This is a genomic window from Maribacter stanieri (genome assembly GCF_900112245.1).
In the GTDB taxonomy this organism is placed as follows: Bacteria; Bacteroidota; Bacteroidia; order Flavobacteriales; family Flavobacteriaceae; genus Maribacter; species Maribacter stanieri.
Window position 1 is genome coordinate 664,248 of the sequence record NZ_FOYX01000003.1, and the last position, 12,783, is coordinate 677,030.

Consider the following 12,783-nt stretch of genomic DNA (forward strand, 5'->3'; position numbering starts at 1 on the left):
ATATTTATAAAAAATACTACATGGCTACAAATAAGAAGCTCAATTTCCCTAAGCGTAAAAAGAAAAAATCTCGCCAGCAAAATAAAATGGGTAAAGCTCCTGGAACCATTAGTTACATGGGCGATAAGGAACGTGGAGATAGTCTTATTTATAGTACCACATATAATGCCGACGGATTTGAAACTAAAGAATTTAAAGACTTAGAAGTTTTTATTAAAGAAGAACGTGCCGAAAAAATATCTTGGATCAATATAGTGGGCATTTCAGACGAACCCTTTATAGAAAAGCTAGGAAAGCATTTTAATTTAAACCCGTTAGTTCTTGAAGATATTGTAAATACTGAGCAGCGACCTAAGATAGATGAGTATGACGATTATATTTTTGCGGTTTTTCGTATGCTTTATATAACTGAAGAAGATGAAATAGTGGGTGAACATGTAGCAATTGTTTTACATGAGAATACTGTTTTGGTTTTCCAAGAGGTAAAGGAAGATGTATTTGATGGTTTAAGAGGACGTATTACAGGTAAGCTTGGTCGTATTAGAAGTAGAGGTGCAGATTACTTATTCTTCGCCTTATTAGATGCAATCGTAGATAATTATTTTTTAGCCGTAGAAAACTTAAACAATAGAATTGAAATTTTAGAGGAAGAAGTCTATAATAATCCAGAACCTATTGTTGCAAAAAACATACAACAATTAAAAAAAGAAGTGCTAAAAATTAGAAGGTGGATATTCCCCGTAAAGGAATTAATAAGCAGACTAATAGATACTGATAATCCACTAATAACCAAAGACACAAAATTATTTTTACGTGATGTTCATGATCATACCGTTGAAATCAATGAAAGTTTACAAATATACCGCGAAATGTCCATGAGTTTAATGGAGATGTACATGAGTAATATGAGTAATAAAATGAACGAGGTAATGAAGGTATTAACCATTATGGCTTCTATTTTTATTCCGTTGACATTCATAGCCGGTATCTACGGAATGAACTTTGACCACATGCCAGAACTTCATTATGAATATGGTTACCAAGTAGTATGGGTAGTTATGATCGTTTTATTTATAGGTATGATGATTTATTTTAAAAAGAAAAAATGGTTGTAATAGCATATTTCAAACTACCCAAAACAGACTATAACGCCTGCTATTAAAAGGAATCCAATTAAATATTAATTTATATGGGTCACTCATAAATTAACATTTCATATATCTTGCTGATGTCTAAAATACTAGACGTGAGTGATTTAAATGCACAGTTTAAAACTACTTTTAAATCTAATTTAAATTTAAAAACAATACATATGAAAATGAAATCTGTTTATATGTCGCTTGTCGGAATGTTCTTGGTAACAGGAAGTCTAATGGCACAAGAGGAAAATCAAGAACTTTTAGATACCAAAATTTCAAAATCCTATACTATTAATGATGGTAAGAAATTGGTGAAGAATACAGTAGAAATTACGACTCAAAGACTTAATACTGTAGAAAGTGCAAAAGAAGATGCAGCAAAAATTGATCAAGATAGGGTAGTGGACAGTGTTTCCACTATTATTAAGACAGTACAAATTGATAATGATGACGATGATGAATTCGATGAGAAAATAGTTTTTAGCTATGAATCTAAAACGCCAGAAGATTTTGTACTCGTTTCAAAAAATGATGAATTGGTTGTAGCCATGAACGAAGGAGAAAATTTAAAAATCGTAGAAAATGTGAGTTTAACAAGCAAAGAAACTACGAATGATAAAACCACTTATGTTTTTACCAATGAGCATGGAGAAAATTTAGAATTTTTAGTTCAAGAATATAGCAAGCCCAATGAAACTGCTATGTTGGAAAAATAATTTTTCTTTCATTTATAGAATTGAAAAGAGCCGTATTCACGGCTCTTTTTTATGTAAAATCTTAATTGTATCCTAATCAAACAAGTCAGAAGAAAGGTATCTATCTCCTCGATCACAAACAATAGATACAATAACACCATGTTCTATCTCTTCTGCCAAACGTAATGCTACTGTGGCGGCACCACCACTGCTCATACCAGAAAAGATACCCTCTTCCTTAGCTAATCTTCTTGCCATGGTTTTAGCTTCAATTTCATTGACCTCCATAATACGGTCTACCTTTTTAGCATCAAATATTTTTGGTAAATATTCTTGAGGCCATTTGCGTATACCTGGTATGCTTGCATTATCACTTGGTTGTACACCTACAATTTGCACATCGTTATTCTTTTCTTTCAAATAGGTAGAAGTACCCATAATAGTCCCTGTAGTACCCATTGAGGAAACAAAGTGAGTAACCTTGCCTTCAGTGTCGTTCCATATTTCTGGACCGGTAGTTTTGTAATGGGCCTTCCAGTTATTTGGATTTCCAAATTGGTTCATCATTATGTAACCCTCATTTGCAACTTTACTTTCCGCATAATCTCGCGCACCTTCAATACCTACATCAGAAGAGGTCAACGTAACTTTTGCACCATACGCCCTCATCGTTTGCACACGTTCTTTAGTCGCGTTTTCTGGCATCACTAATTCAATATCAAGTCCGTATACTCCGGCTATCATTGCTAAAGCAATACCTGTATTACCACTTGTTGCTTCAATTAATTTATCATTAACCGTAAAATCTCCATTATCAAATCCGGTTTTGATCATATTGTAAGCTGCACGATCTTTTACGCTACCGCCAGGATTATGACCTTCCATTTTAAAATATAAAGAGACATTAGGATTTGTATTCAGAACTCTTGACTTTACCAATGGTGTATTGCCAATAAGCGATAGTAATGATTTAGACATGGGGTAATGTTTTAATTTTAATTTCTGGGGTATGAAAAACTGTAGAATGGGGTGGAACCGTTGATGTAATCCAAGCGTTGCCGCCAATGACACTATTTGCACCAATTATAGTGTCTCCACCTAATATAGTAGCATTAGCATATATGGTTACATTATTTTCAATTGTTGGATGACGTTTAGTCTTCTGTAAATTTTTAGCAACAAATAAGCCGCCTAGGGTTACACCTTGGTAAATCTTGACATCATTTTTAATAATCGCAGTTTCACCAATAACAACACCCGTACCATGATCAATATGAAAAGATTTTCCTATTTGTGCTCCAGGGTTAATATCAACGCCAGTTTGCCTATGTGCGTACTCCGTCATCAAACGTGGTACAAGAGGAAATCCGGTCTTATAAAGTTCATGTGCCAATCTATATACAGATATAGCATAGAAACCAGGATAAGCCATATAAACCTCTTCAATAGACAATGAGGCGGGATCACAGTTTACGGTTGCCTCAGCATCAAGATTTAAACTCTCTAGAACTGAAGGCAATTTCTCTACATAATTCTCCCATACTTTTTTGCATGGCTTTTCACTTTCCCAGCAAGCCATATCTACAAGCTCATCAAACTGTTTTTCTAGTTTTTCAAGACTTTCCGCTACAGGGGTTTCAATATCAAACAGCATGTAAAAAAGAAGGTCGGTAAATTTCTCCGTATTCTTTTTTAAACGAAATCTAAGATTAGGCTGTTTCTTGTGCGTATTAATTTTTTCGATTATCGATCGATGGTCCATGTATATTGATTGTGTTCATCAAAATTAACCAAATAACTAAAAGTAGTTCTCATGTTATGGTTAACTTTAGCTTAAAATAACAAGAGTTAGGTCGTATGTTAGAATCGAATATTACAAAAAGTACACTTCAATTTTTAAATACCTTAAAGAAAAACAATAATAGAGATTGGTTTGCTGAGCATAAATCTGATTTTAAAGTAGAAGAAGTAAAGGTAAAAAGCTTTTTTAATCATGTGCTTGAAATGCTACAAACCCATGATGAAATTGAAAAACTAAAAGTATTTAGAATTTATAGAGATGTTCGTTTTTCTAAAAATAAGACACCTTATAAGCATAATTTTTCGGCATCTTTCTCTAGAGCAGGTCAACATAGACGTGGTGGGTACTATTTACAAATAGAACCTGGCAATAGTTTTATAGCAACAGGATTTTGGAATCCTGAAAAAAATGATTTGTTACGTATAAGAAAAGAATGGGAAATAGATACCAGTGACCTTGTAGAAATCATTGATAATGAAAAGTTTAAAAAAGTTTGGGGACCCTTGGTTGGCGATGAACTAAAAACAGCACCAAAAGGTTTTGATAAGGAAGACCCAAACATTGAATTCATTCGTAAAAAGCAATTTATTTTTGTAAAAAGCTTTACGGATAAAGAAGTTTTGACAAATGATTTTGCAAAACAAGTAAATGATTGTTTTGTGACTATTCGCCCATATTTTGATTTAATGAGTAATATACTTACCACTAATTTAAATGGCGAGTCGTTACTAGACTAACTCATACTTATCAAAATATTGAATTTGATCTTCTAATCTTTTTATAACCATATTCATCATACGTTTATTTAGCGCTGAAGAATTTTGAATATAGATTTCATACTCATCAACAGTAAGTTGACCTATAATCATACCCTTCAAGGAGTTTCTTAGTTTTACATCCTTTTGAATGGCTTTGGTAATATATTCCATACGTTTTTCTAGCTTTAACTCATAAAACGTATTCTTCATTTTTTTGATGTAATTCTTAAAAGAAGCTAATAATAAGTCGTTTTGAAGTTTAATAATAGGTCTTAAAGTTTGGTTCTGAAAACGTTCATCATCACTCATTTCAGGCATTATTTTGGCAGAGGCAATTAAAGGGCGTATCGATAGCAATTTCTGTGTCCTGTCCATTATATTTTGATTTTACTTAAAGGTACGTATTAGATAAAACCCATTTGTTAAGGCATTAATAAGTTTTAAACCTGTTATAAACAATGAAGTTAGCATCAAAAAAAGAGGAGTAAAATTAAGGGTATAATAATTCTGTTAAGAGACAATTATTAATTTATAAGTTATTAATTGTTCAATTGCTTCGATTAGTAAATCGTTACACTAACTGAGACAAAATTGTATTTTTCTTTATTTACGAACTAACTTTGCAAAGTAAATTTTCAAAAGATAAGACTATGAGATTTCATACTAGAAAATTAGTAAAACCTGGTGACCTTAACTCTAATGGTACTTTATTTGGAGGTCAGTTACTGGCATGGATAGATGAGGAAGCCGCACTTTACGCCATTATTCAACTAGAAAACGGAAAAATTGTAACTAAATATATGTCCGAAATAAATTTCATGAGCGCCGCTGTTAAAGGTGACGTTATTGAAATTGGTATTGAAGTTGTAAAATTTGGTAAAACATCGTTAACCTTAAACTGCGAGGTTCGTAATAAAATGAACCACGAAACAATTGTTACCGTAGACAATATTATAATGGTAAACCTTGGCGAAAATGGAAAACCTAAGCCACATGGTAAAACAAAAATTGAATTCGTAAAAGATCGTTTGGCAGCAATGGGTGAAGATTAACTTTCACCCATTTCTTTTGCAACAGCTTGCACCTTGTCAAGTACTCTCATAAGGTTTCCGCCCCATAATTTTGCTATTTCTTCTTCTGTATAACCGCGTTCTACAAGTTCTAATGTTACATTGAATGTTTCAGAAGCATCGTTCCAACCTTCTATACCGCCACCGCCATCAAAATCCGAACTAATACCCACATAATCTATACCTATTAGTTTTACCATATAGTCTATGTGGTTAACAAAATCGGCTACATTAACTGCTTCTGGTGCATCTTCTTTATTTGCTGCCAATTCCTTACCTATTTTAAGAACCTTTGGATAGTTTTCCATAAAAGTTTCTTTATCGGAATCTGATAAACTAGAAATCTGAGAACGCTCGTACCAAGCTATATCTAATGAATCTGCTACTTGCTGATAAATAGATTTCATGAAAGCTGCTCTTGCTTCATGCTTTTCGGTGTTTAGATAAGAGCTAAACGCAACAGTTTGTACGACTCCGCCATTTTCTTTCATCATCATTAATTGCTCGTCATCTAAGTTTCTGCTATGACCACATAAAGCTCTTGCCGATGAATGAGAAGCTATAATAGGCGCTTTTGATAATGAAATCATTTGTTTCATAGCTTCTTTAGATGGGTGAGATACATCAATCATAATTCCCAATCTATTCATCTCTTTTACAGCTTCTTTTCCTAAATCACTTAATCCATTATGTAACCATGTATCATCGGCTTCACCGGTATTGGAATCTGAAAATTGACTATGACCATTATGTGCCAATGAAATATAGCGTGCGCCTAAATTGTAATAGTTTTCAAACTCACTCATATCAGTTCCTATAGGGTAGGCGTTTTCTACACCGATCATAGCAGCTTTTTTACCAGAACCAACTATACGTTTTACATCTTTAGAAGTTAAGGCCAATTCTATTTGGTCTGGAGCAATTTCTTCACAAAGCTTATGAATTGCTTCAAATTTTTGAATTGCATTTTCTTTTGCTTTTGCATAACCTTCATCTGTAAGGGTGTCTTGCCCAGTATATACTATTAACCAAGAGACGTCTAAACCACCTTCTTTCATCTTAGGTATATTAACCTGAGTTTCTAGTTTCTGAGTGTAATTTATACTGTCTGTAAAGTTCTTGATATTAATGTCATTATGGGTATCTATCGTAATAACATCTTCATGTATTCGCTGTGCTTTTTCAAGCGTAGTTTCTACAATCTTTTCTTTTTTTTCTGCACAGGAAATTGCAGTTATAAAACACATAAAATAGATAAGCTGCTTCATAGAGTATGTTTAGACCTACAATTTAGGGGTATTCACAACAAATAACCACTCTTAGAGAACATTTTATTGTTCACACAGAGGTTATGGTGCATTTTTAGATAATTATAAATAAAAGCCCCCATAAACTAAAGAATACTTATTTATGCCAATTTCAAAAACTAAGGATTTACTTGGTCAATTATCTCAACTAGAAAGAACTGTTAGTGAATTCTCTTTCGAGGAATTAAGTGCCGATGAAGCTAAGGTGTTAAAAGACTCTTTTAATACGTTTAGATCTAGTTTGGAAAAACATATTTATGAATCTAAGGAAGCGAACAGTATTCCGCAGAAAAAGGAGTCTGTTGCTGTAAATGGTCAAGATATTTCTCAAAAAAAATTCATAGCGCATATAAGTCATGAAATAAGAACACCTCTAAACAGTATTATTGGCTATGCCAATCTTTTGAATGATGAAAGATTAACTCAAGGACAGCATAAAAAGGTGGATGCCATAAAATTTGCATCTAATACACTTTTGAAACTTATTAATGAAGTTCTAGAATATTCTAAAATTTCTTCTGGTAATACCAATTTTGAAACTGTAGATTTTAATCTGCATAGTTTACTCAAAGATGTTATGTTTTTATGTGAAACTTTGGTTTTAGATAGAAAAATAGAGTTGCTTATTGATATTGATGAAAATGTGCCTAAAATAGTAAAAGGAGATCCATCTAAACTTTCTCAAGTTCTTTTAAACCTCTTAGGTAATTCTGTGAAATTTGTTGAAAACGGTTTTATAAAGCTTGAAGTTTTTTCTAAAGAATCTTCAGATAACGATTGTATGTTACAATTTTCTGTTGCCGATACTGGTATTGGTATTTCATCTGAAAAAGTTAATACAATTTTCGATCAATATACGCAGGCAGAAAATGATACTTCTAGTAAATATGGTGGTACCGGACTAGGTTTAACCATTACAAAAGAGATTATAGAGAAACTTAATGGAGAGATAGAAATTGAAAGTGTTCTAGATAAAGGAACTACAGTAACTTTTAGATTGCCTTACCCTTACGGCAGTACATCTGGTGTTGTAAATAAATCAGTAAACGAAAATTATAAATTAAAGGACGGTAAATTATTAGCTGGTACCGAGATAATGGTGTTTGAAGACAATCAAATGAATCAGCTTTTAATAGTTGAACAATTGACCAAATGGGGTTGCAGAGTACACACAAATTTTACACTTGATAAAGGACTGGAAATTTTAGCTGCCAATAATATTGACCTTATCCTTATGGATTTGAAAATGCCCAATCTAAACGGATTTGAGGTTTCTAAAGTAATTAGAGGTAACGATAACTCCAATATAAATTCAATACCTATTGTTGCCTTTAGTGCAGATTTCACTGAAAGAGACAGTAAAGAATGTAAAGAAATAGGGATAAATGATTTTCTCCTTAAACCATACACCTTAGAAGATTTAATGACGGCCATAGTAAAGAATAAGAGAAAGAAAGTTGAACCTTTAGAGTTTGCCTCAATATTGCAGAAACCAATGATAGAACCAAAAGAAACCACGGTAGTTGACCTTACAAGTCTTTTAAAAGATTGTTTTGGAGAGATTGATATGTTAAATGAACTTGTAAAGCTTTTTAAGCTTAATGCCATTGAGTTCATTGGTAATGTAAAAGTGCATTTACAGACCGAGGATTTAAATCAGATTGCATTATCCGCCCATAAGCTAAAGGCTGGGTTTGCGATGATTAAAGCTGATGGTATGCGTAGCTTAATTGTCGAACTTGAAGTTAGCTGCAAATCGAATAAGCCAAATAAGGTAAGAGAGTTGTATCAAGCTTTTTTAAACGATTATCCACTATTGGAAGAAAATCTGACCGATGCGTTGAAATCATTGAACAAGAAGTAATATGAGCAAACGTGTACTACTAGCAGATGACGACCAACTTTTGGCTTCCTTATTAAATTTTAGGTTAAAGAAAGGTGGGTACTCTGTACATCATTCTGTTAATGGTAAAGAGGTAAAAGAGTATTTACAAAAAGAAATGCCAGACATTATTGTCAGTGATATTATGATGCCATATTTTTCTGGTATTGAGCTCATTGACTATGTCAGAAACGAACTAAAATCAAAAACGCCTATTATAATTATTTCATCTGCAGGTAATGAACAGAACGTTCTTACTGCATTTGAATTAGGTGCAAACGATTTCATTACTAAACCAGTAAGTCCAACAGAATTATTAGTACGCATAGCAAGAGAGATAAATAAGTAACCCAAAACACCATTTGTTGATTCCCCCAAATCAAATAAACATATTATTAATAACAGCACCAGAATTCAATTTAGAATATCTGTGGTGGCTGACCATATTGTTTTTTGTTTTGTCTATTATTTATTTCATTGGAGTTTTTCTGATTAGAAATAGAATCACTTCTACTAACAACCGTACAAAAGATAAAAAGATTGAATTTTCCCCCATGATCAATGAATTTCTATTCTATGAGGATTCAAATACTAAGGAGGAAAAAATGAACTACTTAAACCTTAAAATTCAGATACGGGAATTAATTAAAAACGATTTCGACAGACAAGTTCTTACCGAGGTATTACTAGATTTACGAAAAGATTTATCTGGGCAATCACAAGCAGTTTTAATAGATCTTTATAAAGATTTAGGATTGCATAATGATGCTTATAACAAGTTAGGTAGCCGAAAATGGCAAGTTGTTTCCAGTGGAATTTTAGAGTTAACTACCATGGAAGTTGAAGAAGCTTATGGTTTAATTATAAAATTCATAAATCATAGACAAAGCACTATTCGCAAACAGGCAGAAATAGCCGTGGTTAATTTAAAAGAAGAAGGAATTAAATATTTTCTGGATAATACTAAATATAAAATTGCAGAATGGCAACAATTAAAATTGTTAGATGTACTAAGACACAAGCCTAATTTTAATGCTCCTCAATTTGGACTTTGGCTGACTGCAACAAATACACATGTAGTATTGTTTTCTTTGAGATTGATAAAATATTACAATCAAAATGAAGCTGAACAATCTATCATCACATTATTAAAACATAAAAATCGCGATATACAGGCAGAAGCCATTGAATGTATTAAAGATTTTCATTTTGTAAGTGCCTTGACTACCTTAAAACTGGTGTATCCAAAAGCCAGTCACGATATTAAAATAGCCATTTTAGATGCTATAGGTGAAATTGGTTCTAAAAACGAAGTAGCATTTTTAGAATACCTAGCATCAACGGAACGCCATTTTAACATCAAAGGAAAAGTCAATAGTACGTTGAATAAAATTAATCCGGAAAGTGTATTACCTACAAAGAACATCTCAACTGAAGATTTTTATGAAGCTGAAATGGATTTAGAAGATACACTGACTACAGTTGACGAAATTAAAAAAGAGCCAGAGCTTTCTATCACACAGCCTGATTTGAATATTACAAAGGAATTAGAGAATGAGCCAGAAATCTCAGAAGAGATTATTGAATTAGAATCAGCTACTATAAATAGCTCACCAAAAGAAGAAACTGAAACCGAAATTGTAAATGAAACCAGTTCTGAGGAGGTTGAGAATGAAGTTGCGTTGGATATAGAAATTGAAAATACTCGTAGCGAACAGCTTGAAATAGATTTAACTTTTTTACCGCATGTTAATGATGAAAATGTACAGGCAGAGAACGACGTAGAAGTTGAAAAAGTTGAGGAAGTTAAAAAGATAGAAGAAATAGTATTAGAAGAAGAATTTACTTTTAATTTTCTGCCATTCGTGGTTGAAGAAAATGCATATAAAGAAGAAGTTTCAGCTTTTGTAGAAGATGATTTTGAACCATTATTTGTATTAGATGAGAATTTTAATAATGACCAAGAAGAGGTAGTATCTATAATCTTGGATGAAAGCACATCAAATGAATTTGAAGATATTGATTGGTCTACGGTTTCTACAGAGACTTTAACAGAAAATGATAGTGAAGAGCCGGCTGTTATTGAAGAACCATTAATTTCTTTTGAGAGTGAGGAAATTTCATTCTCTGCAAATTTTATGCCTCAAGAAGAGTTGGATGCTATGGTAATTCTGGAAAATATTGCGGAATTAGGTGATAGTCGAGAGCTTGACTTGTTACAAAATATAAAAGAAGAAAATAGCTCTGTCCTTGTTAAAGAGCGTGCTGAAGAATTAATTCAAAAATTCTTATATCAATCTCCAAGACCAACGGAGTTGTTTTCAGCAGATAATGATCTTTCTGAAAGTGTATTTACAGAAATATATAACCTGGCAGACAAAGAAACCAAGCTTATACTTTTAAGTGAGATTAAAAGTATTGGTGATGAAAAAGAAATTCAGTTGTTAGAAAGTGTCATTAAATCAGAATCTAAATCACTGGCAAAAGCAGCAAAAGATGCATTAGAGAATATAAAATCTCAATTATCTCTTGAAATAGATGTTACACCTAAAGAAGTAGATAATGATTCTATTTTTGACGTTGATTTCGAATTAGAACTTAGCGAGTCAATTAAGAGGAATATCGCATCGAATGATAACGGTTCTACTTTATTCGATCAATTGTGCTCTATGTCCAACTCTTTATACAAAAAGAAAAATGGATAGTGAGTTATTTGGAATAGTATTGGAATACATCAATTTTGTATTCTTTGTATTTACGTTAATTCTATTCGTACTTTTTTCTGCGATGGCGTATTTCTCTACTCGAAATTCTCTTCATTATAGAAATAAAAACAGTTTTACTGATATATCCAAGATAATGGCTTCACCATTGGCGCCAACAATTACCATTATTGCGCCGGCTTATAATGAAGGTTTAACCATTGTAGAAAATATACGTTCCTTATTATCCTTACAATATGTCAATTATGATGTAATGGTTGTAAACGATGGTAGTAAGGATGATACCTTACAGAAATTAATAGATTCATACGATTTAGAGAAAATTGATGTTGAAATGGACCCAGACTGGAAATCTAAAACGGTTAGGGGTATTTACAAATCAAAAAATAGAGCTTTTGAAAAGCTAACCGTAGTCGATAAAATGAACGGTGGTAAGTCTGATGCTTTAAATGCAGGTGTTTCTTTATCTACAAGTAAATATGTTGGTTGTATAGATGTTGATTGTCTTTTGCAGCCTGATGCCTTATTACATGTAGTGAAGTCCTTTTTTCAACGTTCTAAAAAAAGGGTTATTGCGGTTGGCGGAGTTATACGTGTTGCCAACTCATGTATTATACAAGGCGGACAGTTAGAAGAAATTAGATTGCCAACCAATTGGCTGGCTCGGTTTCAACTTTTAGAATATACTCGATCTTTCATTCTAGGTAGAATGGCATGGGGTAGAATAGATAGTTTATTGATCATTTCAGGGGCATTCGGTTTTTTTGAACGCGAAATTGCGTTGGCTGTTGGTGGTTATGATACGGATACAGTTGGTGAGGATATGGAAATCGTGTTTAAAATGCGTAGGTATATGCATGATAGAAAAGAACCATATACTATAGAGTACATACCCGATCCACTTTGTTGGACAGAAGTACCGGAAGACCTTAATATACTCGTAAATCAACGAGATCGTTGGGCTCGTGGAAATTTAGAAACCTTGTTCAAGCATAAAGACATGCTGTTCAATTCAAAGTATGGTAGGCTAGGTTTATTAAGTTATCCATATTGGTTTTTCTATGAATGGCTTTCTCCGTTATTGGAGTTTTTTGGCTTTTTTACCATTCTACTTTTTGCCTATTTGGGTATTCTTAATTGGGAGTTCTTTTTAATGATAACGCTAGCCATATTCCTGTTTTCAATCATGATTTCGTTTTATGCTATTCTGTGGGATGTGTATTCATACAATCAATACCGAAAAACAAAAGACATATTAATATTAATGGGCTTAGCGATTTTAGAGCCTTTCATTTTTCACCCTATTGTAGTATATGCTGCAGTAAGGGGTAACTATAAAAAATTATTCAAGATAAAATCTGGTTGGGGATCCCAAGTTAGAAAAGGTTTTGCAAAAGCAACTTAAAAG

At 32.8% G+C, this 12,783-nt stretch carries 12 protein-coding genes; 8 read left to right on the forward strand and 4 right to left on the reverse strand.

What is annotated here, in order from left to right; all coding sequences use genetic code 11:
- Positions 1 to 20 precede the first annotated feature (20 nt).
- Positions 21 to 1,115: a magnesium/cobalt transporter CorA gene (gene corA / locus BM296_RS16675; protein WP_027066958.1), complete on the forward strand. Its 1,095-nt coding sequence runs from the start codon at positions 21 to 23 to the stop codon at positions 1,113 to 1,115.
- A gap of 113 nt (positions 1,116 to 1,228) precedes the next feature.
- Complete coding sequence (locus BM296_RS16680) at positions 1,229 to 1,855, forward strand: hypothetical protein (RefSeq protein ID WP_091904697.1); 627 nt, start codon at positions 1,229 to 1,231, stop codon at positions 1,853 to 1,855.
- Positions 1,856 to 1,927: 72 nt separating this feature from the next.
- On the opposite strand, the gene cysM is transcribed toward BM296_RS16680, so the two are convergent.
- Together cysM and epsC are read right to left on the reverse strand one after the other, a co-directional pair.
- Positions 1,928 to 2,812 (reverse strand): cysteine synthase CysM, encoded by an 885-nt coding sequence (gene cysM, locus BM296_RS16685; RefSeq protein ID WP_091904700.1) that lies wholly within the window; start codon positions 2,810 to 2,812, stop codon positions 1,928 to 1,930.
- Positions 2,805 to 3,596 carry a serine O-acetyltransferase EpsC gene (epsC, locus tag BM296_RS16690; RefSeq protein WP_027066961.1) on the reverse strand — a complete coding sequence of 264 codons (792 nt, stop codon included), beginning with the start codon at positions 3,594 to 3,596 and terminating at the stop codon, positions 2,805 to 2,807. The genes cysM and epsC overlap by 8 nt, the downstream gene beginning before the upstream one ends.
- A 95-nt stretch (positions 3,597 to 3,691) precedes the next feature.
- Between epsC and BM296_RS16695 the strand changes: the two genes are divergently transcribed.
- On the forward strand, positions 3,692 to 4,372 hold the full coding sequence (locus BM296_RS16695) for a DUF2461 domain-containing protein (protein ID WP_091904703.1): 681 nt from the start codon (positions 3,692 to 3,694) through the stop codon (positions 4,370 to 4,372).
- Here BM296_RS16695 and BM296_RS16700 read toward each other — a convergent pair.
- On the reverse strand, positions 4,364 to 4,771 hold the full coding sequence (locus BM296_RS16700) for a glyoxalase (protein ID WP_394365312.1): 408 nt from the start codon (positions 4,769 to 4,771) through the stop codon (positions 4,364 to 4,366). The two genes, BM296_RS16695 and BM296_RS16700, sit on opposite strands and share 9 nt — an antisense overlap.
- Before the next feature lie 272 nt (positions 4,772 to 5,043).
- Between BM296_RS16700 and BM296_RS16705 the strand changes: the two genes are divergently transcribed.
- Positions 5,044 to 5,445 (forward strand): acyl-CoA thioesterase, encoded by a 402-nt coding sequence (locus BM296_RS16705; RefSeq protein WP_027066964.1) that lies wholly within the window; start codon positions 5,044 to 5,046, stop codon positions 5,443 to 5,445.
- Here the strand turns inward: BM296_RS16705 and BM296_RS16710 are convergent.
- Positions 5,442 to 6,731, reverse strand: a complete 1,290-nt coding sequence (locus tag BM296_RS16710; RefSeq protein ID WP_091904709.1) for a dipeptidase — start codon at positions 6,729 to 6,731, stop codon at positions 5,442 to 5,444. The two genes, BM296_RS16705 and BM296_RS16710, sit on opposite strands and share 4 nt — an antisense overlap.
- Before the next feature lie 142 nt (positions 6,732 to 6,873).
- On the opposite strand from BM296_RS16710, the gene BM296_RS16715 reads away from it, so the two are divergent.
- The 4 genes from BM296_RS16715 to BM296_RS16730 all read left to right on the forward strand — a co-directional run bounded on the left by BM296_RS16715 (position 6,874) and on the right by BM296_RS16730 (position 12,780).
- Positions 6,874 to 8,634 carry an ATP-binding protein gene (locus BM296_RS16715; protein ID WP_091904712.1) on the forward strand — a complete coding sequence of 587 codons (1,761 nt, stop codon included), beginning with the start codon at positions 6,874 to 6,876 and terminating at the stop codon, positions 8,632 to 8,634.
- Position 8,635: 1 nt separating this feature from the next.
- A complete protein-coding gene (locus BM296_RS16720; RefSeq protein WP_091904715.1) occupies positions 8,636 to 9,001 on the forward strand; it encodes a response regulator transcription factor in 366 nt (121 codons plus the stop codon).
- Between the two features lie 205 nt (positions 9,002 to 9,206).
- Complete coding sequence (locus BM296_RS16725) at positions 9,207 to 11,357, forward strand: HEAT repeat domain-containing protein (RefSeq protein ID WP_143099095.1); 2,151 nt, start codon at positions 9,207 to 9,209, stop codon at positions 11,355 to 11,357.
- On the forward strand, positions 11,350 to 12,780 hold the full coding sequence (locus tag BM296_RS16730) for a glycosyltransferase family 2 protein (RefSeq protein WP_027066969.1): 1,431 nt from the start codon (positions 11,350 to 11,352) through the stop codon (positions 12,778 to 12,780). The genes BM296_RS16725 and BM296_RS16730 overlap by 8 nt, the downstream gene beginning before the upstream one ends.
- The last annotated feature ends 3 nt before the right edge of the window (positions 12,781 to 12,783 follow it).